Source organism: Paenibacillus sp. V4I5, from assembly GCF_030817255.1.
Lineage (GTDB): Bacteria > Bacillota > Bacilli > Paenibacillales > NBRC-103111 > Paenibacillus_E.
In genome coordinates, this window is record NZ_JAUSZB010000002.1 from 1,649,413 (window position 1) to 1,673,159 (window position 23,747).

At 45.5% G+C, this 23,747-nt stretch carries 24 protein-coding genes and 2 pseudogenes; 3 read left to right on the forward strand and 23 right to left on the reverse strand.

Features of this window, described 5'->3' with window-relative positions; all coding sequences use genetic code 11:
• Nucleotides 1–162: 162 nt before the first annotated feature.
• From QFZ78_RS09610 to QFZ78_RS09675, 14 genes and pseudogenes are all read right to left on the reverse strand, one after another.
• Nucleotides 163–1,339: pseudogene (locus QFZ78_RS09610) on the reverse strand (D-alanyl-D-alanine carboxypeptidase family protein).
• Nucleotides 1,340–1,499: 160 nt separating this feature from the next.
• A pseudogene (locus QFZ78_RS09615) lies at nucleotides 1,500–2,802 on the reverse strand (pyrimidine-nucleoside phosphorylase).
• Between the two features lie 117 nt (nucleotides 2,803–2,919).
• Nucleotides 2,920–3,303, reverse strand: a complete 384-nt coding sequence (locus tag QFZ78_RS09620; protein WP_307547012.1) for a cupredoxin domain-containing protein — start codon at nucleotides 3,301–3,303, stop codon at nucleotides 2,920–2,922.
• A 179-nt stretch (nucleotides 3,304–3,482) separates the two neighbouring features.
• Nucleotides 3,483–3,920 (reverse strand): flagellar protein, encoded by a 438-nt coding sequence (locus QFZ78_RS09625; protein WP_307547014.1) that lies wholly within the window; start codon nucleotides 3,918–3,920, stop codon nucleotides 3,483–3,485.
• A gap of 152 nt (nucleotides 3,921–4,072) precedes the next feature.
• Nucleotides 4,073–4,927, reverse strand: coding sequence for a purine-nucleoside phosphorylase (locus QFZ78_RS09630; protein ID WP_307547016.1), 855 nt, complete (start codon nucleotides 4,925–4,927; stop codon nucleotides 4,073–4,075).
• An 18-nt stretch (nucleotides 4,928–4,945) separates the two neighbouring features.
• On the reverse strand, nucleotides 4,946–5,773 hold the full coding sequence (locus QFZ78_RS09635; RefSeq protein WP_307547018.1) for a purine-nucleoside phosphorylase: 828 nt from the start codon (nucleotides 5,771–5,773) through the stop codon (nucleotides 4,946–4,948).
• A 53-nt stretch (nucleotides 5,774–5,826) separates the two neighbouring features.
• The gene (gene deoB, locus QFZ78_RS09640) at nucleotides 5,827–7,002 is read right to left on the reverse strand and encodes a phosphopentomutase (protein WP_307547020.1); all 1,176 of its coding nucleotides are present in this window, start codon (nucleotides 7,000–7,002) and stop codon (nucleotides 5,827–5,829) included.
• Nucleotides 7,003–7,110: 108 nt separating this feature from the next.
• The gene (gene xerD / locus QFZ78_RS09645) at nucleotides 7,111–8,007 is read right to left on the reverse strand and encodes a site-specific tyrosine recombinase XerD (RefSeq protein ID WP_307555590.1); all 897 of its coding nucleotides are present in this window, start codon (nucleotides 8,005–8,007) and stop codon (nucleotides 7,111–7,113) included.
• 92 nt (nucleotides 8,008–8,099) lie between these two features.
• Nucleotides 8,100–8,339, reverse strand: a complete 240-nt coding sequence (locus QFZ78_RS09650) for a DUF4227 family protein (protein WP_307547021.1) — start codon at nucleotides 8,337–8,339, stop codon at nucleotides 8,100–8,102.
• 57 nt (nucleotides 8,340–8,396) lie between these two features.
• Nucleotides 8,397–9,512 carry an alanine dehydrogenase gene (gene ald / locus QFZ78_RS09655; protein ID WP_307555592.1) on the reverse strand — a complete coding sequence of 372 codons (1,116 nt, stop codon included), beginning with the start codon at nucleotides 9,510–9,512 and terminating at the stop codon, nucleotides 8,397–8,399.
• A gap of 180 nt (nucleotides 9,513–9,692) precedes the next feature.
• Nucleotides 9,693–10,178 carry a ferric iron uptake transcriptional regulator gene (fur, locus tag QFZ78_RS09660; RefSeq protein WP_057306375.1) on the reverse strand — a complete coding sequence of 162 codons (486 nt, stop codon included), beginning with the start codon at nucleotides 10,176–10,178 and terminating at the stop codon, nucleotides 9,693–9,695.
• A 105-nt stretch (nucleotides 10,179–10,283) separates the two neighbouring features.
• Complete coding sequence (gene spoIIM, locus QFZ78_RS09665) at nucleotides 10,284–10,925, reverse strand: stage II sporulation protein M (protein ID WP_307441682.1); 642 nt, start codon at nucleotides 10,923–10,925, stop codon at nucleotides 10,284–10,286.
• A gap of 61 nt (nucleotides 10,926–10,986) precedes the next feature.
• On the reverse strand, nucleotides 10,987–12,165 hold the full coding sequence (locus QFZ78_RS09670) for an endonuclease Q family protein (protein ID WP_307547022.1): 1,179 nt from the start codon (nucleotides 12,163–12,165) through the stop codon (nucleotides 10,987–10,989).
• Nucleotides 12,166–12,720 (reverse strand): NUDIX hydrolase, encoded by a 555-nt coding sequence (locus tag QFZ78_RS09675; RefSeq protein ID WP_307547024.1) that lies wholly within the window; start codon nucleotides 12,718–12,720, stop codon nucleotides 12,166–12,168.
• 90 nt (nucleotides 12,721–12,810) lie between these two features.
• Here QFZ78_RS09675 and mciZ point away from each other — a divergent pair, with 90 nt between their 5' ends.
• A complete protein-coding gene (gene mciZ, locus QFZ78_RS38480) occupies nucleotides 12,811–13,017 on the forward strand; it encodes a Z-ring formation inhibitor MciZ (RefSeq protein WP_373460045.1) in 207 nt (68 codons plus the stop codon).
• Here mciZ and QFZ78_RS09680 read toward each other — a convergent pair.
• Both QFZ78_RS09680 and QFZ78_RS09685 read right to left on the reverse strand, forming a co-directional pair.
• Entirely contained in the window at nucleotides 12,917–14,032 is a 1,116-nt protein-coding gene (locus QFZ78_RS09680) for a DUF3866 family protein (RefSeq protein WP_307555594.1), read from the reverse strand. The genes mciZ and QFZ78_RS09680 overlap by 101 nt on opposite strands.
• A 152-nt stretch (nucleotides 14,033–14,184) precedes the next feature.
• A complete protein-coding gene (locus tag QFZ78_RS09685; protein WP_307547026.1) occupies nucleotides 14,185–15,315 on the reverse strand; it encodes a M20/M25/M40 family metallo-hydrolase in 1,131 nt (376 codons plus the stop codon).
• A 75-nt stretch (nucleotides 15,316–15,390) separates the two neighbouring features.
• Here QFZ78_RS09685 and prli42 point away from each other — a divergent pair, with 75 nt between their 5' ends.
• Nucleotides 15,391–15,495: a stressosome-associated protein Prli42 gene (gene prli42 / locus QFZ78_RS09690; protein ID WP_307547028.1), complete on the forward strand. Its 105-nt coding sequence runs from the start codon at nucleotides 15,391–15,393 to the stop codon at nucleotides 15,493–15,495.
• 1 nt (nucleotide 15,496) lies between these two features.
• On the opposite strand, the gene QFZ78_RS09695 is transcribed toward prli42, so the two are convergent.
• The 4 genes from QFZ78_RS09695 to lpdA form a co-directional block, all read right to left on the reverse strand.
• Nucleotides 15,497–16,849 (reverse strand): dihydrolipoamide acetyltransferase family protein, encoded by a 1,353-nt coding sequence (locus QFZ78_RS09695; protein WP_307547030.1) that lies wholly within the window; start codon nucleotides 16,847–16,849, stop codon nucleotides 15,497–15,499.
• A 53-nt stretch (nucleotides 16,850–16,902) separates the two neighbouring features.
• On the reverse strand, nucleotides 16,903–17,883 hold the full coding sequence (locus tag QFZ78_RS09700; RefSeq protein ID WP_307547032.1) for an alpha-ketoacid dehydrogenase subunit beta: 981 nt from the start codon (nucleotides 17,881–17,883) through the stop codon (nucleotides 16,903–16,905).
• 3 nt (nucleotides 17,884–17,886) lie between these two features.
• Nucleotides 17,887–18,897, reverse strand: a complete 1,011-nt coding sequence (locus QFZ78_RS09705) for a thiamine pyrophosphate-dependent dehydrogenase E1 component subunit alpha (RefSeq protein ID WP_307547034.1) — start codon at nucleotides 18,895–18,897, stop codon at nucleotides 17,887–17,889.
• Nucleotides 18,898–19,004: 107 nt separating this feature from the next.
• Nucleotides 19,005–20,429 carry a dihydrolipoyl dehydrogenase gene (gene lpdA / locus QFZ78_RS09710; RefSeq protein WP_307547037.1) on the reverse strand — a complete coding sequence of 475 codons (1,425 nt, stop codon included), beginning with the start codon at nucleotides 20,427–20,429 and terminating at the stop codon, nucleotides 19,005–19,007.
• Between the two features lie 170 nt (nucleotides 20,430–20,599).
• Between lpdA and QFZ78_RS09715 the strand changes: the two genes are divergently transcribed.
• Nucleotides 20,600–20,857, forward strand: a complete 258-nt coding sequence (locus QFZ78_RS09715) for a DUF2627 domain-containing protein (protein WP_307547039.1) — start codon at nucleotides 20,600–20,602, stop codon at nucleotides 20,855–20,857.
• A gap of 8 nt (nucleotides 20,858–20,865) precedes the next feature.
• On the opposite strand, the gene QFZ78_RS09720 is transcribed toward QFZ78_RS09715, so the two are convergent.
• Genes QFZ78_RS09720 through steA form a run of 3 tightly spaced genes read right to left on the reverse strand, consistent with a single transcriptional unit; the run spans nucleotide 20,866 to nucleotide 23,617 of the window.
• Nucleotides 20,866–21,840 (reverse strand): hypothetical protein, encoded by a 975-nt coding sequence (locus QFZ78_RS09720; RefSeq protein ID WP_307547041.1) that lies wholly within the window; start codon nucleotides 21,838–21,840, stop codon nucleotides 20,866–20,868.
• Nucleotides 21,735–22,466, reverse strand: a complete 732-nt coding sequence (locus QFZ78_RS09725) for a glycosyltransferase family 2 protein (RefSeq protein WP_307547043.1) — start codon at nucleotides 22,464–22,466, stop codon at nucleotides 21,735–21,737. The genes QFZ78_RS09720 and QFZ78_RS09725 overlap by 106 nt, the downstream gene beginning before the upstream one ends.
• Nucleotides 22,463–23,617, reverse strand: a complete 1,155-nt coding sequence (steA, locus tag QFZ78_RS09730) for a putative cytokinetic ring protein SteA (protein WP_307547045.1) — start codon at nucleotides 23,615–23,617, stop codon at nucleotides 22,463–22,465. Before steA ends, QFZ78_RS09725 begins: the two co-directional genes overlap by 4 nt.
• Nucleotides 23,618–23,747 lie beyond the last annotated feature (130 nt).

Here is a 23,747-nt window from a genome sequence, read left to right on the forward strand (position 1 = left end):
TTCCCTAAAGCGGAGAGACTTTGAGTTACACTCAAAGGTCCCTATATTAAGTCATGAAACTTAAGTTTCTACAGCTGAGATGGAATCTCCTGCACCCCGACAAAACTAGAAGAAAACTGCTAAAACTAGAAGAAAACTGCGCTTATTCGCGAATTCTCACCATTAATCCGTATGGAACAAATGCGATGTGGTTCGCTTTAATAGCTTCCACCAGGACGCTTTATCTACGGCAATAGGAGACTCGAGTGGGTATTCAGCAAGCAAACTATCGCCATTGTAAACAACAATTCTTCCGATAGGTTGCCCCATTGAAATCGGTGCTTTTATGTTTGGATCGAGTTTCAGTTCATGTCGAATCTCCCCAGTCACGGTGCCCTTTTTCATTAAAATACTATAATTTTGCTTCGCGACTAACGGCACTGTCGAAACCTGGCCTTTATTAATCGTAAAATTTCCAAGACTGTCGCCTGACTTAAACAAAGGATAGTTCGTATATTGCGCAAAAGCGTAATCAAACAGCTTCGTTACTTCAGCATTTCGAGTTTTTGTATTCGGTTCACCAAGTACCACAGCAACAACGCGTAAATTTTCACGTTTTGGCCGTTGCAGATAAGCAAAATTTCGCTTCACTTGTATATCCTGTTTTTAGACCATCCGCACCGCTGTAGAAGCGCACTAACTTGTTCGTATTCACGAGCCAGAACGGAGATGCCGTTTCTTTTCGTAGATAGTCTTGATAGGCTCCTGTAAATTTAGTTATCCCCTCATGCTTGAGCAATTCTCTCGACATGACGGCAATATCATTCGCTGTTGTATAATGATTGGCTACAGGCAGTCCGTTGCAGTTAGAGAAATGGGTGTTATTCATACCTAACTGCTGTGCACGTTCATTCATCATTTGTACAAAATTCTCTTCCGAGCCAGCGATTTTCTCGGCCATTGCTACAGATGCATCGTTACCGGAAGCCATGGCAATCCCCTTCAGCATTTCCTCAACTGTCATCTCTTCGCCAGGCTCAAGAAAAATTTGCGATCCACCCATGGAAGCCGCATACTCACTGACCTTGACCTTCTCATCCATTTTAATGTTGCCTTTGTCGATAGCTTCCATAATGAGCAGCATCGTCATGATTTTCGTAATGCTGGCTGGAGGCAGCTTTGCATCCTTATTCTTTTCGGCAATGACCGTGCCCGTGTCTGCATCCATTAACACTGCGGACTGTGCATTCGGTGTCAAATCAACCGAAGGTGCTTTCTTCTCTTCCGCAAACGCGGCCGGTATGAGCAGCATCAAACATAGCTGTAAACAGATAAAACTTATTAGCCCTTTTTTTCGCATAGCAATTGTACCCCTCCTGTGATGTATGAAGTGAAAGTCTGACACTTGCAGCTTGAATGACTGCTAATCAGTCTTGACGATTTCCGCACAAAATATTCCAACAGGAAGAAAATAAAAAAGGCACTTTCCATGTGGAAAGTGCTTGAGCAAACATTTGCTATTAAACAATGACATCATAAATTAATTGAACGGGAGCAGGCTTGCTGTTCTCGATGCGATAGGCTCCTTGAATCATGGTCTCGACTGCCTTCACATCCTGTTGATTCGCATGAATGGTACAAATGGATTCGCCAACCTTTACCTCGTCACCGATTTTCTTATTCAAAGTAAGACCTACTGCATAATCAATCTGATCTTCCTTCTTGGCACGACCAGCACCAAGCAGCATCGCAGCAATACCAATTTGTTCCGCATTGATCTGATTGATAAAGCCATCTTTCTCAGCTAGCACTTCGAAATGATAAGCGGCCGTCGGAAGGAGCTCTGGTTGGTCTACCACATTGGGATCGCCGCCCTGGCTGGCTATGAAGCGTTTGAATGTCTCTAACGCCCTTCCATTCATGACAATATCGCGGACAGCCACCTGAGCCTCCTCGAAGCTCTCAAACACTTTCCCCAGCAGCGACATGTAGGCAGCAACGGAGATCGCTACCTCAGTTAACTCCTTATCGCCGGTTCCGCGGAGCACTTCAATGGATTCACGAATCTCATTTGCGTTTCCGATTTCACGTCCGAGCGGCTGCTCCATGTCCGTAATCATGGCAATGGTATTCCGCTTCAATTGCGTTCCGATATCGACCATCGTACGAGCAAGGGCTCTTGCATCGTCCACTGTTTTCATGAAAGCGCCTGAACCGATTTTCACGTCCAGCACAATGGCATCTGCTCCGGAAGCAATCTTCTTGCTCATAATTGAACTCGCGATTAAGGGAATCGAATCTACCGTTGCTGTTACGTCGCGAAGTGCATACATCTTTTTGTCAGCAGGAGCTAGGTTACCACTCTGACCAACGATGGCAATTTTATTCGTATTCACCGCATGAATAAAATCTTCTTTCGTCAATTCAATCTGAAAGCCTGGAATCGACTCCAGCTTATCTACCGTACCCCCCGTATGTCCTAATCCTCTGCCAGACATTTTGGCAACAGGGATTCCAAGGGAAGCTACAATAGGTCCAACGATTAGGCTTATTTTGTCCCCAACCCCGCCTGTTGAGTGTTTATCCACTTTAATCCCAGCAATCTGCGATAAATCGATCATTTTCTCCTGATCCTGCCATGGCTAACGTCAGTGCAGAGATCTCTTCACTTATCATCCCATTGAAGAAAATAGCCATCAGTAAAGCCGACATTTGATAATCCGGAATATCACCGCGTGTATATCCGCTAACAATATACGTAATTTCTTGCTCACTAAGCACTTCACCAGAACGTTTCTTATGGATTAAATCAACCATTCTCATGTGCATTCCTCCTTAAGATTACCTAAGAGTTTCCGTTAGAAAACTTGTATCGTAAGCATAACTTCAAAATCGAAAAAAGGGAGCTGCTAGAGCCCCCTCTGATACTACCATTATTGGTTAAGAAACAACTAATTTGGATTTCATTGTTGCATGGCCTTCACCACAAGGAAGCGTACAAATAATTTCATATGTACCTGGTTTGTCAAAAGTTACTTGTTTCGACGGGTTTTCTTTATCAAGCTTGATATCCAACCCTTGAATTTCAATCGAATGAACGCCTTCTTTTAATGACAAGGAAACTTTCGTAGGCTCTCCACTTTTAATCGTATAATCTGCTGCATCGAACTGCCAGTTAGAAGCTACAATTTTAAGCTGTTGACTTTTGCCAGCGGCAGCCTCAGCTTCCTTAGCCACTTGGCGGTCAGAAATATCTTGAAAGAGGACTCCCAGCCCCAATGCGCCCGCAAGTATAAATAACACAAAGAAAATCCACTTTTGCATGCATATCCCCCTCATAATGTGTTCACTTCATCTATTCTACCTAACATTTTCAGACAATCCCATACATGGTCAGTGGCAAATCCTTGAATATTTTGTGACAAAATTGTGAATGTGACTTTCGAAAAAACATCCCCCTTAGCGGGGGATATCATCTTTACTATTGCCCATTTTGTGATAAATTACACACCACTAAGTCTTCCACGTATTTGGAATCCGCCAGCTGATACGGTTTGTTTTTCTCTAAGAAGCGGTTGAAAAGATCGGTCTTTCTCTTTCAGTTCTCTAATATCCCGATTAATTCGGTACGCGCAATCCGGGCATAACTTTTGCCCACGAATCGGTTTCGAGCATGAAGCGCAGGGATAGTTCAAATTCGGATAATCCGAAAGCAGCAGCTTTCCCTCTTTGATCCAAGTATGCACCTGCTCTTGTGAAACACCTGTAGCTTCGCTGAATTGTATATTCGTTGAGCGATGATTTTTACGTAGAAATTCAAGACTGCTCGTGAGCATGGAATCCATGCTGCTACTGCAATCTGTACATTGATTTCGCAAATTCTTCTGGAACACTTTCCCGCATCTAGGACAGTTAGCGACCATTAATTGTTGGACTGGCATACTCCATCACATCCTTGTTCTGGAATGGGTATTCGTATCTACGGGACCCAGTAATATAGTTCTAATTAACTATATATTAGCATGACTTTATCCGAATTCATAGGTCCCCAGAAGCTTATTTTCATTAAAAGTTTATAAAAAATATAGCCAAATTATCCCAGGCAGACCTCACGAACAAATGCCTTAACAAGTGCAATGAACTTCGGTTTCGTCCTATTGGCTACAGCCACAACCTGCTCATGCGTCAATGGTTCCAGTTCTTCACCTATCGCCATATCAGTAATACAAGAAATCCCTAAAACCTTAAGACCTGCATGACGTGCTGCAATAACTTCTCCCACCGTGGACATGCCAATCGCGTCACCACCGATACGAGCTAACATCGTAAGTTCAGCTGGAGTACAGTAGGTTGGTCCTGTAATCCCCGCATAGACCCCTTCTTGCAGCTTCAGCGGCACGCCATCTTCTCCAACGACTGTTTGTGCCAATTCATGAGCCAGCTTACGGTATTCGCGGTTGTAAGCTTCCGACATGTCTGGGAAACGAACACCGAGATCAGAATGGTTAGGTCCGATAAGCGGGTTATCTCCTGTCATATTCAAATGGTCGCTAATGACCATAAGATCTCCGGCTTTGAAATCTCGATTCATGCCGCCTGCCGCGTTCGTCATTACAACCGTCTGAACGCCAATCGCTTTCATGACATAAACAGGAAATACAACCTTTTTCATATCGTAGCCTTCGTAATAATGAAAACGTCCCTGCATAACGATGACTTGCTTACCTTCTAGTGTACCTACAACAAAGCGACCTTCATGACCTTCAACGGTTGAAACGGGAAAGTGAGGAACCTCGCTGTAATCGATGGCTATGGGCTGCTCAACCTGATTTGCCATATCTCCTAAGCCTGATCCCAAAACTAATCCGATAACAGGCTTAACACTGCCTAAACGCTGCTCAATAAAACTTGCTGCTTCTTTGATTTTCTCTATGTAAGTCAGTTCCATTTTGTTCTCCTCTTCTAGTTAAAGTGCTTCAATAATGCCTAGGACTAATTTCAAAAACTTAGGCTTTACTTTCTCCGTCGTTTCCATGACTTCTGCATGGGAGAGTGGCTGGTCCAATATACCTGATGCCATATTCGAAATACAGGAGAAACCAAGCACTTCGATTCCTGCATGACGTGCTACAATCACTTCAGGTACCGTCGACATACCAACGGAATCGCCACCCAGTGTGCGGAGCATGCGAATCTCTGCAGGCGTTTCATAGTTAGGACCAAGGAGTCCCACATAGACGCCTTCTTGTAAGTGGAAGTTCTGTGAAGCCGCCACTTCGTGCGCTAATTTACGTAGACGTTTGCTGTAAGCTTCCGACATATCCGGAAAGCGAACACCTAAAGCAGAATCATTCGGACCGATAAGCGGATTGCGGTATGTCAAATTCAGATGATCACTTATGACCATAAGATCGCCAACTTGATAGGATTCATTAATTCCACCAGCTGCATTCGTCACTATCAACGTATCTACACCTAGTTCTTTCATGACTCTTACTGGAAAAGAAACCGTCTCCGCGCCATAGCCTTCGTAAGCATGAAAGCGGCCTTTCATTACCAGTACTTGCTTGCCTTGGATAGTACCAACGACTAGTTCTCCGGCATGCCCTTCCACGGTAGATACAGGGAAATGAGGGATTCTCGAGTAGTCTACAACGATAGGTTGCTCAATAAGATCAGCAAGAACGCCTAGACCTGAACCTAGAATCAGTCCAATTTTGGGTTTAATATTCGTTTCCTTGCTAATAAATGCTGCTGCTTCTTGAATCTTTTGAATCATGGACGTATCGGACATGGATTGATTCCTCCTAAGCGATTTCAGTTCACATAAAGTGAATATTTCATGAATTATTTTAAAAGATGTAAAAAGCTCTCGCCTTGATCGGTTGCACTTACGCCAAAATTATCTGCGATGGTCGCTCCCAGATCAGCGAAGGTTCCACGGATACCAAGCGAAGCAGGTGACTGAAAGCTTGGGCTGTATAGCAAAATAGGCACGTATTCGCGCGTATGGTCAGTTCCCGGATGCACGGGATCGTTGCCATGGTCCGCTGTAAGGATTAATAGGTCCTTCGGTCCTAGACCGGCTTTGAGCTGAGGCACATAAGCATCAAATTCTTCCAGTGATCTTCCATAGCCCTCAGGATCACGACGGTGCCCAAACAGCGAGTCAAAATCAACAAGATTCGTAAAAGCCAGTCCTTTGAACGAAGAGCCTAGTACCTCTATTGTCTTCTGAATGCCATCTAAATTGCTTTTTGTTGATGTGGCTTTTGTAACGCCTTCACCATCAAAAATATCATTGATTTTCCCAATCGCAATCACATCTAATCCAGCATCCTTCAAATGATTCATCACCGTAGGCGCTGGCGGCTTCACAGCATAATCATGGCGATTCGGAGTACGTTTGAACGCACCCGGCTCCCCGAGGTACGGTCTTGCAATTACTCTGCCCACCGCAAACTCATCCTGCATGGTTAACCTTCTGGCAATCTTACATGCCCGATACAGCTCTTCTAGCGGAATGATGTCTTCATGCGCAGCTAATTGAAATACACTATCGGCAGATGTATAAACGATCCAAGCCCCTGTTTTCATCTGCTCTTCTCCGAGCTCATCTAAAATTTCAGTGCCTGAGGCCGGCTTATTTCCAATGACCTTACGACCTGTCTCCTGCTCAAATTGAGAAATCAATTTTTCAGGAAATCCATCGGGGAATACATTGAATGGTGTAGTGATTCGAAGCCCCATCAATTCCCAGTGACCAGTCATCGTGTCTTTTCCAACAGACACCTCAGCCATTTTTCCATAATATCCTTCTGGTGAATCTGTCGCAGGAATCCCTTTAATATCAGCTATACTCCCTAGTCCCATTCGTTGTAAATTAGGCAGTGCAAATCCGCTTACTTTCTCTGCAATATGTCCTAGTGTGTGAGCGCCACTGTCGCCAAACTGCTTGGCATCCGGTAATTCGCCGATGCCTACGCTATCCAATACAATTAAACATATACGTTCAAAGCGCACTCTTGTCCCTCCAAATCAATTCCTAATGTCATCCACCCTCGATTATCTCACTTCCACTCTATGAATGCAAAACAGCAGCCTCCCCCTAGGGGAAATGCCGCTGTGAGGTTATAATTTCGCTCTTGGGTGTGCAAGGTTGTATACATCTTTCATTTTGAGCTTGGTGACTTGAACATACATTTGTGTCGAGGAAATATCGGAATGCCCCAGCATTTCTTGAACCGATCTCAGATCTGCCCCATTTTCAATTAAATGGGCAGCGAAGGAATGCCTCAAGGCATGAGGGGTTATCTCATTCGCGATATTCATCTCGTTTGCATATTTTTTCAAAATCTTCCAAAACCCTTGCCTTGTCATCCTGGTTCCCAAATGGCCGATAAATAAGGCTTCTTCATCCATCGTTTTTTTTAACAACTTCATCCGATAATTATGTATATAGGTCGTTAAACACCGAATGGCGATTGAGCTTATAGGAATATTACGTTCTTTATCCGCTTTCCCCATACAACGGATGAAGCCCATCTGCAAATTGATATCCGTTACATTCAGAGAAATGAGCTCTGATACTCGAATCCCTGTCGCATAGAGCAATTCCAGCATAGCCTTATCACGTGCGCCGCTTACAAGCTCGGGTTGTGGTGCTTCGAGGAGCTTCTCTACCTCACTTATCGACAGCACTTTTGGAAGCTTTTTTTCCAGCTTGGGGGCATCTACATAAATACTTGGATCTGAATCCATTACCCGTTCTTTCACTAAATATTGATAAAGTGCTCGAATGGAAACCATATTGCGAGACAAGGTTGCTGATGCTCGTCCGAGCATTTTCAACTGCGATAAGTATCCTGTAATGTGAGTTTTGCCTGAATCTCTCCAAGCTGTGATACCTTGCTGTTGTAGATAATCAACAAATTGTTGTAGGTCTCTTTCATAGGATTCCAGTGTATTCCGTGATAGTCCCCGTTCAACTGTCAAAAATCGGATGAAGGATTGCAGGTCATTCGTCATCATGCCGATATACTCCTTCGTTATCATGCCATATCTTTATACCGAATAGCATTCAACGATTCCAGTGAGAACTCCTCTATTTTACGCTTTCTTTATTCCCCATACCAATAAAATAAACGTAAACGGTCACTCATTTTACCTGTATCCGAAACCGAAGCATGCTCATGTTGGCCAAACACCTTAACAGACTTTCCCGTTGGTGCTCTGTACTTGTTCACAGGTTGAATCCAACCGGTTAGTACAAGCATAACTTGATATAGAATCACAGTCAAAGTCATAAAAAGTAAAATAAAGCGTAAGCGAACAACGAGTTTTCGATATGAAAATATCATAGCCAGTCCTCATTTCTATCCCCTTTTTATGATCAAGATATGAGGCTTGGGCACTGATTATGACAGATCGGACAACTTCACATACGGTACTCCTAAAGCTTCAGCCACTGCTGGATGCGTTACGCTCCCTTTGTACGTATTCACGCCTAATTGTAGAGCGTAATTAGAGGCTACGGCCTCTGTAAAACCTTTATTGGCTAGCTCCATTGCATAAGGTATCGTTACATTGGTTAACCCAAGTGTTGAAGTTCTCGGAACAGCACCAGGCATATTGGCAACAGCATAATGAACAACACCATGTTTCTCGTAGGTGGGATTGCTATGTGTTGTCACACGGTCAATCGTTTCAATCGATCCGCCTTGGTCCACGGCAACATCCACAATTACAGCGCCTGGCTTCATGCTTTGAACCATAGCTTCTGTTACTAATCTTGGAGCTCTGGCTCCCGGAATAAGAACAGCGCCAATTAATAAATCCGACTTCTGTACAGCACTCGCAATATTATGAGGATTAGACATCAATGTTCGCAGTCTTCCCCCGAATATATCGTCCAGAGCTCTCATCCGATCGGCACTCCGTTCAATAATGACAACATTAGCTCCAAGACCTAGCGCCATTTTGGCCGCATTCGTTCCAACAATTCCTCCGCCTAAAATAATAACATCAGCTGGCGGCACACCAGGTACACCACCCAATAAAATTCCGCGTCCCCCATAGAACTTTTCCAGAAAGTGGGCGCCGATTTGCACCGACATCCGGCCCGCGACTTCACTCATCGGTGTCAAAAGCGGCAGTGAGCCATTCGGAAGTTGAATCGTTTCGTAGGCAATCCCCGTCACTTTCTTGCTAAGCAAATGTTCAGCCAAATCTCCTGCTGCAGCCAAATGCAAATAAGTGAACAGCATCTGCCCTTCCCGGAAATAACCATACTCTGCTGGTAATGGTTCCTTAACTTTCATAATCATATCGCTGAGAGACCATACCTCTGCAGCTTCCGCGACAATAACGGCGCCCTCACGAACATAGTCCTCATCCCCGAAGCCGCTGCCAACACCAGCTCCAGATTCAACAAGCACTTGATGTCCTGACGTCAAGAGCATACCCGCTCCTCCAGGGGTTAAAGCTACTCTGTTTTCATTGTTTTTGATTTCTTTAGGAACTCCGACTACAATCGTTTGCTGAGCCATAGTTGCTACCTTCTTCCTTATTATCCTAAACATAATGTGCCATGCTTCAATGCTAATTATGTGAGTAAATATCCGACTTTCTTATTACCTAGTATATGAAAAGAACACAAAAATGCCTGTATGCACAAGGTGTGCTTACAGGCATTTTCATTGTATAAACAGCTTCTATTCAGAAACTGTTATTTTAGATTTGTCCAATGAGTCCGGTTTTCCTCGATCGTTACAGCGATAGCATATACCTTGAAAATCAAGTCGATGATCTAGCACTTGAAAATGAAAATCTTGCTCTAACCGTTCTTCTAATGGTCCGAGCCAATCTTCCATAATTTCATCCACGGCTCCGCATTGCACGCAGATTAAGTGATGGTGATGATGACGTGTACTGTCGTCACGTAAATCGTAACGAGCGACACCGTCGCCAAAATTCATTTTTTCCAAGACATGCAGCTCACTCAGGAGCTCTAAAGTTCGGTAAACTGTTGCCAGTCCGATCTCTGGGGCCTTGTCCTTCACAAGCATAAACACATCTTCAGCACTTAAATGATCTTGTTCATTCTCTAAAAGTACGCGTACTGTCGCTTCCCGTTGAGGGGTTAGTTTGTACCCTTGGGATTGCAATTGCTGCTTAATCTTCTCGATCCTTGCTTCCATATGCCTCCCCCTCAGAAAGGTGGGCATCCAAGCCCAGTTTTAGCCACTCTTTTTATTATAGGGGGAGCTGACTGACAAAGTCAAACAGAAACATAAGTGGATCTGTTATCCATATAGACCAACAAGCATAGGCGTTACCCATCTCATCATCAATTGCGACATATATCCTTCCCAAAGCGCTGCTCCAAGAAGGAATACCCCCATCAGAAGGGTAAGCGTAGTATAACGCATAAAGGGCTGGTATATGTTTCCATTACGGCTCATAAAGCGATTTTTGATCATATAGATCGAGAATGCCATAGCTGCTACACTGCAGAATAGGATAGCCGGAATAACAATCAGATTCTGCGGCGCAACGGAAACAAGTGCAAATAACATGCCCTTCCATGACATTTGTCCGACAAGATATCCAACCGTAAACCCAATTAGCACACCTTTGAGAAAGTCCAGAACGAGAATCAATGGCAGCCCGACAATAGACAATCCAAAGAGCCATATCAATAAAATCCACTTCATATGCATGCCGAAAGCTTGAACGAACGATTGCCTGCTGTCAAACTCAGCGCCTTCATTAATTTCATGAAAGAAACTACCCAAATGACGAGTCATTTCTTGCTTTTGTTCCAAAGAAAGTGCATTCACCATCACGGCGCCGAACACGACCCCTATGATGAAAAGTACGGAGACGAATATAAATAGCGGTAAATTATCCTTCATATATTGTTTCATCGTTAGGTTCCTATTCATCTCGCAGCTCCTTCCTTGTGTCAACCTCTACAAAGACAAGCTTATGAGTGAGTGCTGGAAACTATGAACGATTTTTAACTTTGCCGTACCTACCCCCGCCACCAACTTCAAGCTGTAAGGTGCCTTCTCGCGCTTTTACAATATAAGCAGCAATTTCTTCACCAATTTCACTTGCAAGCTCATCTGGTGTCGAGCGATGCAGTACATTCATTTCCGTTCCGAAGCGGCGAAGAAGTTGATCAAGCTTTTTAGGCCCTAAACCTGGGATAAATTCTAGTGGAACTTGAAAATGATACGGAGGTCGATAAGGCGGGAGGTAAGCCATTTCACGGTCCGCTAAGTTCAGAATCCGATCCATGACTCCTCTGATGATTTTATTGCTGCCACAGTCGGCACAGCGCCCGGCGGACGTTTCACTTTCATTCAGAACGGATTCGCATAAGCTGCAGTAGGTTCGGTGGTATTTACCTAGACGAGGGTTAAGGCCGTAGTTGGCTATTATACCGCGTTCCTCTTGACGGTGCAGCGCTTTAACGAGCTCCTCATACGTAGGGGCAGCCAGCTTCATCTCGTTGTACTCACGTCCGATTTTACCAAGGGAATGCGCATCTGAGTTGGTAACGAATGTGAACGGATCAAGCTCCGAAATTAAACCGGCCATATCGGAATCAGCACTTAGACCAAGCTCAACCGCAGAGATGCCCTTAAGATCAAGAAGGTACTCCATTTTAGAAGACGCACTTCCGTATACACTTTTGTGCGGAGTGAAAATATGCGCGGGTATAAGGATGCCCCCCCTGCCAAGTACCTCATCTTGAAGTACGCGAGCAGGTACATAGATGCGCTGAGAGCTTAGCTCCACATTTTTCATGTGACCCTTCATCCATTGAGTGAACCCCTGCATCGCCGTAAGATTAGGCATATAGGCAAGCAAATGGGCCGGGCCCATGCCTGGATCGCGCACCTCTATTTCACTGCCCAGCATAATCGTCGTGTCCTGATACCGGATACCGCCGCCTTCCAGCTCCAGCATCTCTCCCCGATCCAAGTACGTCATGATGTCATCCTGGACGGAAGGCGAGTGACAATCGATAATACCGATGATCTCCATTCCTTTTCTGACGGCAGCTTCCTGTGCAATATTGAAGAAAGTCAGGTCATTCGCTGCGCTGATCTTCACCGCTTGTCCCTTCTCTGTTCGACCTATATGAATGTGGAGATCAACATAATAAGCATTCATTTAGATTTGACCCGTCAAAAGGTACAACTGCCAGGCGTAAACAGCCATAATCGTCTTAGCATCGCTAATTCGCCCTTCACGTATGTACTGCTGAGCTTGTTCCAAAGTAATCGCTTCACATTCCAGGAATTCATCCTCATCCGGATTCGCAGCGCCCTTCACCAAATCTTCTGCGAGATAAAGATGAATGATTTCATCCGCGAAACCTGGCGAGGTATAGAAGGAACTGATCAGCTTGATATTTTCTGTCCGAAAGCCTGTTTCTTCCTCTAATTCGCGTAAAGCTGCCTTAAGCGGCTCTTCACCTGCATCCAGCTTACCAGCCGGGATCTCGACCTGACTTTTCTCGAGCGGTTTCCGATACTGTTCCACAACAATCATTTTATCTCCAAGCAGCGGAATCACTGCTACAGCTCCAGGGTGTTTTACGATTTCTCGTGTTGCGGATTCCCCATTAGGGAGTAGGACATGATCCACCTGAAGTGAAATGATTTTACCTTTGAAAATAGGTTCGGTCTTGATGGTTATTTCTTCGAATTTTTTATGTAATGTCATACAAACACCTCACCCTTGTTAAAGTTGGTCTAACTTGTCCCATTCACGCATATCGTTCATTATATCAAAATTTTACCTGAAAAGAGGAAAATGGATATGAAGAGCTATGTAACCGACCGTCAAATTCGACTTGTAGGGAAGGCCTGGGAAATCAAACGACAATTACAGCTCATGCTGCAGCAAGGTGGTAATACCATTACGCTATTGGATTATGTAACTGGCTTGCACAATCCGCAGCCGCACAAATCGCTTGGAAATAAGCGGGGTCCTGCGATAATCCCCTTCCCATCGAGGTAATGGGCTGTGGATACATAGAAAAAGCTTCTGCGATTTCCGCAATCGATGGGCTCGGCATGCCTACAATTCGGTGCACCTGCAGATTCTGCGCTTGTTTCTGTACAATAGCCCTTTCTTTTGCCTCCAAAAGTGGTAGAGGCACTACAGCCGGACATCTCGCTGCCAGCTGCAGCGCAGTAAGTGTATGATGACTAATTCCCTGATGGCGAGTCCTCGGATCAGCAAAAGAAATTCTCGGAATGACCACTGGAATCCCACCAAGGGCATATACGGCATTTACGAGTTCACCAACCTCAAGACCTGAAAAACCGTATCGGGTATTCGTTCCCACGATGCCTGGCCCCATGGTTACAAGGCAGATATCTGCTTTGACTACATGCTTCGCTGCAACTAATGCGCTAAATTTGTTAACCGCCTCCACCTTACCTCCGTAAGCTTGACCATAAGTAATGGTTGTTTTAAGCCATTCCATCTCCTCGAGCATGGCCACATGTTCACTCCATGCAAGTGGAAGAGCCCCCCCATCTGTCATGATATAGGCCACCTCCAAGGCACGATCAGATGATTTTCTTTGTAGATGCCGATATCTGAGCCAGCATATTACGACAGGCAGCATACTGTGCAATTCTCCTAGCAAGACGGGCATCCCCTCTATATTCATGTCACCTTGAAACGAAGAATGAAACGAGCTGGCAGGCTCTTCAATAGCCAGCACCCTTCGCTGTACCGGGGTATATTTGAGCTTCATGATATGTCCACTTGATGATGTAGATGCTGAATGATGATCCAAACCTCGGTCACGAATGGATATTACAATATGAAATCCCCCTGAACCTAACCTCAGCTTCATGGCTGTTACATTTAAATCAACCACGTCCCCTGGACTTAACAAAGGCAAAGTATCGGTATAGTGCACAGCGCGCTCAAGCTCACCGCTCCGCATCCATATCGTAACAATCTGAAGTCCCTCTCTGACCGAAATAATATCCGCAACTATACCCTCATCCCGTATCATCAAGCCAGTTTCCCCTTTCTGGACGTGTCTTACTCGAAGCATATGTGGATTGATTTAGTTCTACCCCATTTTATCGGTGATTAAATGAAAAAGAACCGACCAGCTATGCCAGGACATTGGCAGACTAATCGGTTCTCTAGAAAAGAGGTGAATTAAACTCTCGCAGCTTCCTTCACAAGAGCAACGAGTAATTCAGCTGTTTTGACTAAATCACTGATGGCAATATGTTCTTTTGTTGTATGAATTTCATGATAACCAATAGCGAGATTAACCGTCGGTATGCCCATTCCGTTAAAGATATTCGCATCACTGCCGCCACCGGAGTGGAAGGTTCGAGCCGTCAATCCCAGTGTTGAGAGTGCTCTAGAGGTCAATTGTACAATCGGAGCAGAGTCATCATGCATATAGGAAGCATACACAATATCTGCATTAAACTCACAAGAGGTGCCAGCATCAGCTGCTGCTGATTCGCATGCTTCTTTCATCGCGGCGATTTGCGATTCCAGCTTATGCTGAACGATACTGCGTGCTTCCGCTTCCATCTTCACTTTATCGCATACCACGTTCAAAGGACCTACACCTGAGAAACTGCCAATATTCGCAGTAGTTTCGCTGTCAATTCGACCGAGCGACATACGCGAAACCGCTTTACTCGCTACTTGGATGGCACTGATACCATCTTCAGGATTAACCCCGGCATGAGCTGACTTTCCGTGGAAAATAATTTCTATTTCTGCACGTCCAGGTGCTGCTGTTGCGATATCGCCAATGCTTCCGTTCGAATCAAGTGCGAAGCCGAACTCAGCTTCCATAACGCTGCGGTCCATGGCGCGTGCGCCTTTCAGACCACTCTCTTCCCCTGCCGTAATAACGAATTGAATGCGACCATGTGGGATATTTTGCTCTTTTAACACTTGTATGCCTTCGATCATCGCCGCGATACCGGCTTTGTCGTCGCTGCCAAGGATCGTCGTTCCGTCGCTGCGGATATAGCCATCATCACCAATTTGCGGCTTGATACCTTTCCCAGGAGCTACCGTATCCATATGAGAAGTGAAGAAAATGGTCGGAATAGCTGCATTGCTGTCTGTTGCTTCAAGTGTACAGATCAAATTCCCTGATCCGTGGCCGCTTTTCGCCATCGAATTATCTTCCAAGACATGCAACCCTAAACGACTGAACTTTTCTTTAAGAACGACACAAATCTCTTGCTCAAATCGCGTCTCGCTGTCTACTTGCACAAGGGAGATGAACTCTTCCACCAAACGATTTTGCTGAATCATGCACTTTCCTCCGATACACACTATGAGTTACAATAAAACCGAACAAGCTTTTTGACGAAAAGGAGTGAATCTTCATTGTTACAGAATAAGCGTTGGTTTAAACTCGTGATTTACCTAATGCTAATCACGATGCTGCTCTCAAGCATATTGTTTACTGCGGGATTATTTTTTGATTCATAGTCTAATAAATCTTTGTATCCGCGTTATAACTTTCTAAATTTTCTTTCACACGCTGTAGGAACCTGCCACAGATGACACCATCAAGAATACGGTGATCTAGGGACAAACAAAGGTTAACCATTGAACGAACCGCAATCATATCTTGAATAACAACAGGCTTCTTCACAATCGATTCGAAGGTCACAATGGCTGCTTGCGGGTAATTGATGATCGGATATGACAGAATCGAACCGAAGGAGCCTGTATTATTTACAGTAAATGTCCCGCCAACCATATCATTCAGCGATAATTTCCCCGCACGTGTTTTCTTCGTCAATTCATCAATTTCTCTGGCTAGTCCTGCGATATTTTTTTGATCCGCTTTTTTGATAACCGGCGTCATAACCGAATCTTCGGTACCAACCGACAATGAGATATTAATATCGCGTTTCACGATAATTTTATCTACAGCCCAAACCGAATTAATGATCGGGTAATCTTTAATCGCATTAACAACAGCCTTCAACATGAAGGCTAAATACGTCAAGTTAATCCCTTCGCTGCGCATAAATTCATCCTTCACTTTATTCCGCAGCACAACGAGATTGGTAACATCCACCTCTATCATTGTCCACGCATGTGGAATTTCAGTGACACTTTGTTTCATACGAGAAGCAATGGCATTACGAATTGGCGTAACGTCAATGAAATGCTCATTTCCAGCGTCTAATGAATGTCCTTCCGCTTCAATCAACGGCGTTTGCGGATTGGCGGATAAATGGATGCCGGAGCTGCGAACAGGCTGGTGGTCTTGCTGCGAATCCACTTGTGCTGCGGTTTGAGGAGCAAAAGCAGCTGCCGGTTGAATCGTTTGCACGGCGGCAGGAGCTGCTTTTGCTCCACCGGAAGCGATGAATTGCTCAACGTCCTTACGCGTAATCCTTCCGCCAAGTCCCGTCCCTGCAACACGAGACAAATCTACACGATTGTCTTGCGCAAGCCTGTGCACAGCTGGTGAATAACGACCCCGCATGCTTTGGTCTGAGTCTTCCGCTAGCGCGGCTCCAGCATGACTAGCAACTGCAGTTCCTGCGGTTGGTCCGTTAGCTAACACTGTACCCGGTTCTTCAATCAAACAAATGGCTTCGCCAACAGCAGCTGTTTCGCCATCGCCGACAATAATTTTTACCAGTGTACCTTCAATTGGTGAAGGCATTTCCGTATTCACTTTCTCTGTGAAAAGCTCACAAAGCACATCGTATTGTTCGATATAATCGCCAGGCTTCTTGAGCCATTTGCCTATTGTAGCCGAAACGAGGCTCTCCGCTAGATGCGGTACCGTAACCTCGGTTAGTCGGCTGTTCGTTTGGTTCATGGGTGTACCTCCTAAGTTCAGGAACTGATCAATTAAAGGAAATGAGATGTAAATTAGAACATAGCAAGCTTGTGCATGGCATCCTTCAGCTTATCTGGATTGAGCAGGAAAAATTTCTCCATGGGTGGATTGCTGCCCACAGCCGGAACATCCGGTCCGCAAAGTCTTGCGATAGGCGCATCAAGCTCGAACAGCATTTCTTCGGCGATAATCGCCGACACTTCTGCGCCAACGCCACCTGTTTTGTTGTCTTCATGTGCGATTAGCACTTTGCCCGTTTTCCTAGCAGCTTCCAAAATAGCCTCTTTGTCTAGTGGTTGTAGGGAGCGCAGGTCGAGTACATGTGCGGAAATGCCTTCCTTCGCAAGCTCTTCAGCTGCTTGTAATGCATAATTTACAACCATGCCGTAGGCGATGACCGTAATGTCCGTACCCTGACGCTTGATGTCAGCCTTGCCGATTGGCACGATATAATCGTCATCTGGCACGTCCGCAGATAACGCCAGATAGCACTTCTTGTGCTCGAAGAATAACACAGGATCTGCATCTCGGATTGCTGCCTTCAGCAGCCCCTTAGCGTCATATGGATTCGAAGGCGCTACGATCTTAACACCCGGCGTGCCGAAGAAAACAGATTCCGGACATTGGGAATGGTATAAGGCACCTGCTCCGGTCGCACCATAGGGAGCACGAATGACGATCGGGCATGTCCAGTCATTATTAGAACGATAGCGAATCTTAGCCGCTTCACTAAGAATTTGATTCGTTGCTGGGAAGATGAAATCAGCGAACTGAATTTCGGCGATCGGTTTCATCCCATACATCGCCGCACCAATAGCCACACCTACGATAGCAGACTCCGCTAGAGGCGTGTCCAGAACACGCTCTTCACCAAACAAATCACGCAGCCCTTTGGTCGTGTTCAAGACACCACCTTTACCAACATCTTCACCGAGTACGAAGACGTTATCATCCTGCTGCATTTCCTCTTGCATGGCAGATCGGATTGCTTCCAAATATGTAATTACAGCCATAATTTAGTTGTCATCTCCTTCCGCGTAAACATGAAGGAGAGTATCTTCCGGTTTCGGATAAGGCGCGAGATCCGCATACTTTGTAGCTTCATTAATCTCTTGCTTTTGCCGTTCCTGAAGGTCACGATCCTGATCTTCACTCCATAGTCCGCATTCCATTAAATATTCTTTGAATTTAAGGATGCCGTCTTTTTGACGGTTCTGTTCTACTTCTTCTTTTGTCCGGTACAGCATGTCATCATCCGACGTTGAATGAGGCATAAGTCGATAGGAAATCATTTCGATGAGCGTTGGACCTTCACCACGAGCTGCTCTTTCTCTTGCTTCCTTCGTAACCCGATACATTTCTAATACATCGCTGCCGTCTACTTGAATACCTGGGAACCCATACCCCAGCGCACGATCCGCGATTTTTCCAGCCACTTGTTTATGAAGAGGAACGGAAATCGCGTATTGATTATTTTCACAAACGAAAATAACAGGAAGCTTATGTACACCCGCGAAATTACAGCCTTCGTGGAAATCCCCTTGATTGCTTGAGCCTTCACCGAAGGAAACAAATGTGACGAAGTCTTGCTTTTTCATTTTGGCTGCAAGCGCGATACCAGCTGCATGCGGTACTTGGGTCGTAACAGGGGACGACCCCGTGACTATATGATTTTTCTTATCGCCAAAGTGACCAGCCATTTGTCTGCCGCCGCTGTTGACGTCTTCTGCTTTGCAAAAAACCGCAAGCATTAAATCCCTCACAGTCATGCCTACAGATAGTACAAACGCATAGTCACGATAATAGGGCAAGAAATAATCTTTTTGCGCTTTCATCGCAAAAGCCATCCCTACCTGACCGGCATATTGTCCCATTCCAGATACGTGAAAAGGTATTTTACCTGCGCGTTGAAGCATGAAAGCTCGCTCATCATATTTAGCAGCAAGACTCATAACTGTATACATACGAACGGCTTCGTCGTCAGACAAACCTAAACTTCTATGTTTATATAGTTGACCAATAGACATGGAGGTTGCCTCCTTTAGAAATTTTAGTACCACATAAATTTATTACCTGGTCCTAGTACTTGACTCTATATGCTTATTATAAACGCAAATGTTTATGATTACAATTTTTATCCGCTGATTGCAATCCCATCGACAGCCAGCATCGCTTCTCCTAATGCTTCCGACAAAGTTGGATGTGGATGAATGGTTTGGCCCACTTCCCAAGGCGTCGCATTCAGTACCTGGGCAAGCGCTGCTTCGGATATGCTGTTAGTCACATGCGGTCCAATCATGTGTACACCCAGAATGTCATTCGTTTCGCTATCTGCTATAACCTTTACAAAGCCATCTGTATCTCCATATACAAGTGCTTTTCCAATCCCTTTGAAGCTAAATTTGCCAATTTTCACTTTGTGTCCTTGGTCGACTGCCTGTTGTTCGGTCCAACCAACACTAGCTATCTCAGGTCTTGTATACGTACATTTTGAAACGAGATGCGCTTGCAGCTCATGCGGAGTTTGACCAGCTAGGTGTTCAGCTGCCAAAATCCCTTCATGACCAGCCATATGCGCCAGCATAAGTCCTCCAATAACGTCGCCAACCGCATAGATATGTGATTCTGTTGTTTGCATGAACCGATTCACACGAATGATACCTTTATCTATTTTAATATCGGTATTTTCAAGCCCAATTCCCTCAATATTGGCCACTCGGCCAACAGAAACAAGCACCTTATCTGCTGTTAATTCAACGATCTCCCCTTGCTTGTCCGCTTGTAAAGTAACACTGCCTTCCGACACCTTCACGGAATCAGGAAGCACTTTTGCTCCAGTAACGAGGTTAATGCCGCGTTTCTTAAACAAGCGCTCCAGTTCTTTGGAAATATCCGCATCTTCTAAGCTCACTAATCGTTTATCCAGCTCAACTATGGTAACTGCTACGCCGAAATCGCTCAGCATCGAAGCCCATTCTACACCGATCACACCGCCACCGACAATAATGATTGACTTCGGAAGATTCTCCATACGCAAAGCGTCTTCACTCGTTAAAATATGTGTACCATCGATCTCTAAACCTGGCAAACTACGCGGTCTGGAACCTGTAGCAATGATCAAATTACTCGATAGAAGCGTTTCGATATCCCCGTCTTCCTTCTCTACAGAAACGGCACCGCTGCGTGGTGAAAAGATAGAAGGTCCAATAATACGGCCATTGCCGTAATGGACGGTGATTTTATTTTTCTTCATCAGGAATTGCAGTCCTTGATGCAGTTGATCAACAATACGTTGCTTACGATTAAGCACACTGTCAAACTTCAGTTCAATAGACTCCGCAGTAATGCCATAATCCTCACTTTTCTTCATTGTTGCGTATACTTCAGCACTCCGAAGGAGAGATTTACTTGGGATACAGCCTTGGTGTAAACAAGTACCCCCAAGCTTGTCCCTTTCCACGACAGCCACCGTTTTCCCTAATTGTGCAGCCCGTATAGCCGCGGTGTAACCTCCAATACCACCACCTAGAACTACGACATCATATCTATGTTCACTCATTATGTATTTCCTCCCTATTAAACGATTACTACCTCATATGTATACACTTCTCTCTATTATATTACCCTTTTTTGGTCACCAAATCATAGTCTTATTTGTGAATTAGACACACTAACAGATTCAGAGTATGATGATAGAAAAACATGTATCATGCAAAGTAAGGAGCAGCTATGAGAGCACCATTTTATCGATTTATTGCTATTCTTCTTCTCGTTATTCCCGGTTTGACAGCCACCTATGGATTCCTTGCCATGAAGGACGCCTTTTTCGCTCAATTCGATACAGACGGTCATATCCTGTGGGGAAAGTTCATCCTAGGGTTAATTTTGTTTCTTCTAGGTGTTGCTTTTATTGGGGGATGGACGTTTTTCCGTGATCGTAAACGAAATTATGTGGCACCAAGATTTAAAGCTAACCGCCGCAAATAGACCGAACTTCAAGTCCGGCCTAAACGATCTAACCAATGAAGGAATCGGTTCTGTTCAATCATTTGCGTTATGGAACTCACCTCCGCTTTTTTGTGTAGGAAGCCGATTATTGAAACAATCACACATTGTGCCTCCCAAGGTAAGATCATGATGATTCCATAACCTAATGTAAAACCAAGTAGATTTGATCCGGCATCTCCAAGCATCCCGAAGCCACGAATATCAAGGCTATATAGGATCAATCCACCCATGCATACCGGGATCATTGGAAAAAACACACTCGTTTCCAAGCCCAAAACATACAGTCCCACAAGCAAAACCGCACAAGAACTACCCAAAAATGCTTTTAATGAACGACCTGGACGAACGTCAAGCAAATTCAAGGTATTCGTCATGAGTATTATCAGTATCAGCTCAACCCCCATCTGCCAGATGGGGGTTTGATCGTTTCCGACCGTTAAAACAAGCCATACGGCAATCGTTAATGTGCCTAACGCCTTAACGGCTCCCATCGACAAAGTCTTTGACTCCATCCAATACCGGAAGTGTCCCTTTAAACCTTTTACGGCTTTGCTGCCTATTAAATCATCTGTCCAACCTAATAAGAAAATGAATGTTGCGGCAAAGGTGAATACCCGATTATTCTCTTCAAGCGAACTCAGTTCTTTCAGCAATGTAGTTTCGCCCATCAAGCCGGAAGATTCTAAACTTACGGCACCTTGAAGAATCAGCTCCTGAAGCCATAAGAGCAGCCAAAGAACGACCCCCATCCCGCGAGGGATGGTATGGCCAAGATAGTTCGGCCCCACCTGCCCATGGGCCTCCAGAAAGCGCCTTACGTGCGGCAGCATCCGCCACCCTGCCGCTCCAAGCACAATCAGATCGAGGATCGATCCGATGAGAACCATACCCGCTTCCTCTCCTTCCAGCGAGTCAGCAGCGTCAAACCAACCGCGACGAATTGCTTGCCGCGGTGCACACATCCGTGCCAATCCCGTCCCGTCTCACGGTGCGTAATCGGCACGTCCAGCTCCACGATGCGCAGGCCATGCCGCACCGCATCGATTGTTAGCGCGACTTCCACGCCGAAGCCGCGCGCGAACCCTCCAAGCTCCCGCAGCCGATCAGCACGCACCGCGCGCTGTCCCGACAAGGGAGCTTCGGTCTTATAGCCGCTGAGCCGGTGAATACCGCGGCGGGCCAAGCCCTTGACCAAGCCGAAGCCTGCTTTGGCGCTGGACGGCGGCAGCTTCGCTATCGCCATATCCGCTTCGCACCGCAGCAGCGGTTCGATGAGGACGAGCGCCTCCCCGGCAGTATCCTGAAGGTCGGCGTCAAGGAAGAGCAGCAGATCTCCGCTCGCCTTGGCGACACCAGATTGCATGGCCGCTCCTTTGCCGCGGCGGCGATCATGCTTGACCAGCTTGTCCACCCAAGGCCAAGCAGCCTCGTAGGTATTATCGACGCTGCCATCGTCGACCACAATAATTTCGAATCTCATCCCCGCTCCCCTAATAAAGTCGGCCTGATTCAACAGATGTTGAAGTGTACTGGGAATCCTGCTTGCTTCATTCCAAGCTGGAATAATGATGGATAGATATGGCTTCATCCTTCACCTCCAAGCTTCCAAACAACATGAGAAACTCGTTTCAAAATCCAGTGAAGCTGAAAAAGCCCTAAAGCAATAAAGAAAAGGGAAAGAAGAACAGTGGTGCCTACCTCTTTCGTCCATAGAAATGGCTGCTTATACAGAGCGCCTATACTTTTGATATCGACCAAACGCGCCCCTACCTTCATCCGAACAAGAAGCGTGCTTCCCATGCCTTCCCTCCCTTTTTCCAGAAAATCAATCATATGGGTATGCGCGCCAACCGTAACTAGCCACTCCCCCCGCTGCTCAAAAGCAAGTAAAAGCGCAACATCTTCACTGGTTCCGAAGCAAGGCAGTACATGCGCGAATAACCCTAATGCAGTTATTCGAGCCATTCCCGGTGCCGTTCCATTCGGGTAAGCATGGACAATGATCTCCGCGCCGCACGAAAGTGCTCGATCCGTCACACTGTCCATATCGCCTACAATAAGATGCGGTTGATAACCGCACTCGAGCAGTGCATCGGCTCCCCCGTCTACCCCAATCAGAATCGGCTTGACCTTTGAGATAAATGCTTTTGCGGCTAGTAAATCTTTCTTATACCCATTCCTTCTGGAAACAACCAACACATGCCTACCCTCGCAATTTACCCTTAGGGGGAGTGAGGGCAGTGGCTCCATAACAGCTTGCTTCTCCCGAATAGCATAGGTTAATGTATTTTCAATAAATTGCTCTAATAGCCTTGAGGATTGATCATTCGCAAGCTGCTGTAAGCTTATCCAATTCTCACGTGTAAATGCGGTACAGGAGATATGCTGATCTTCGACGATGATCCTATCCTCATAAATCGCAATATCCTTATTTGATTCAAAGGCTTCGAACGCCGAAGACTCCACTTCCCAAATCGGTATATGCTGCTGCAGCAGCAGCAGAGGGCCTTGGGTCGGATAGGTACCACTCATCGTTTGATGGCAATTAATGATCGCTTTGACTTTACGATCGATGAGTTCCTGTGCAATGACTTCATCCAGGTCACGGTGCTTAAGAACAACGATTCGGCCTGGAGGCAAATCACGCAGCAATACTTTCGTAATCACTCCTACGCTAATCTTCCCTTTGCAGAGCGGCAGCGGCTTCGAAGAAAACAATGACAACGAGGGCCAATTCATGATAGACACCGACTTTCCTTTCGTCTCTTGGCCTGCTTATTTTGCCCTTTGCCACTATATTCTATGTATATTTTACCCATCCAATGGCAAGTATTGGGTTATATTCTTATTGAAAGGAGATGAACCATCC

Bases quoted from the DNA above. Each gene is read 5' to 3' on its own strand.
- QFZ78_RS09620 (WP_307547012.1), bottom strand. From the start codon at position 3,303: ATGCAAAAGTGGATTTTCTTTGTGTTATTTATACTTGCGGGCGCATTG.
- QFZ78_RS09625 (WP_307547014.1), bottom strand. From the start codon at position 3,920: ATGCCAGTCCAACAATTAATGGTCGCTAACTGTCCTAGATGCGGGAAA.
- QFZ78_RS09630 (WP_307547016.1), bottom strand. From the start codon at position 4,927: ATGGAACTGACTTACATAGAGAAAATCAAAGAAGCAGCAAGTTTTATT.
- QFZ78_RS09635 (WP_307547018.1), bottom strand. From the start codon at position 5,773: ATGTCCGATACGTCCATGATTCAAAAGATTCAAGAAGCAGCAGCATTT.
- xerD (WP_307555590.1), bottom strand. From the start codon at position 8,007: ATGACGAATGACCTGCAATCCTTCATCCGATTTTTGACAGTTGAACGG.
- QFZ78_RS09650 (WP_307547021.1), bottom strand. From the start codon at position 8,339: ATGATATTTTCATATCGAAAACTCGTTGTTCGCTTACGCTTTATTTTA.
- fur (WP_057306375.1), bottom strand. From the start codon at position 10,178: ATGGAAGCAAGGATCGAGAAGATTAAGCAGCAATTGCAATCCCAAGGG.
- spoIIM (WP_307441682.1), bottom strand. From the start codon at position 10,925: ATGAATAGGAACCTAACGATGAAACAATATATGAAGGATAATTTACCG.
- QFZ78_RS09670 (WP_307547022.1), bottom strand. From the start codon at position 12,165: ATGAATGCTTATTATGTTGATCTCCACATTCATATAGGTCGAACAGAG.
- QFZ78_RS09675 (WP_307547024.1), bottom strand. From the start codon at position 12,720: ATGACATTACATAAAAAATTCGAAGAAATAACCATCAAGACCGAACCT.
- mciZ (WP_373460045.1), top strand. From the start codon at position 12,811: ATGGATATGAAGAGCTATGTAACCGACCGTCAAATTCGACTTGTAGGG.
- QFZ78_RS09680 (WP_307555594.1), bottom strand. From the start codon at position 14,032: ATGATACGGGATGAGGGTATAGTTGCGGATATTATTTCGGTCAGAGAG.
- QFZ78_RS09685 (WP_307547026.1), bottom strand. From the start codon at position 15,315: ATGATTCAGCAAAATCGTTTGGTGGAAGAGTTCATCTCCCTTGTGCAA.
- QFZ78_RS09695 (WP_307547030.1), bottom strand. From the start codon at position 16,849: ATGAACCAAACGAACAGCCGACTAACCGAGGTTACGGTACCGCATCTA.
- QFZ78_RS09700 (WP_307547032.1), bottom strand. From the start codon at position 17,883: ATGGCTGTAATTACATATTTGGAAGCAATCCGATCTGCCATGCAAGAG.
- QFZ78_RS09705 (WP_307547034.1), bottom strand. From the start codon at position 18,897: ATGTCTATTGGTCAACTATATAAACATAGAAGTTTAGGTTTGTCTGAC.
- lpdA (WP_307547037.1), bottom strand. From the start codon at position 20,429: ATGAGTGAACATAGATATGATGTCGTAGTTCTAGGTGGTGGTATTGGA.
- QFZ78_RS09715 (WP_307547039.1), top strand. From the start codon at position 20,600: ATGAGAGCACCATTTTATCGATTTATTGCTATTCTTCTTCTCGTTATT.
- QFZ78_RS09720 (WP_307547041.1), bottom strand. From the start codon at position 21,840: ATGTGTGCACCGCGGCAAGCAATTCGTCGCGGTTGGTTTGACGCTGCT.
- QFZ78_RS09725 (WP_307547043.1), bottom strand. From the start codon at position 22,466: ATGAAGCCATATCTATCCATCATTATTCCAGCTTGGAATGAAGCAAGC.
- steA (WP_307547045.1), bottom strand. From the start codon at position 23,617: ATGAATTGGCCCTCGTTGTCATTGTTTTCTTCGAAGCCGCTGCCGCTC.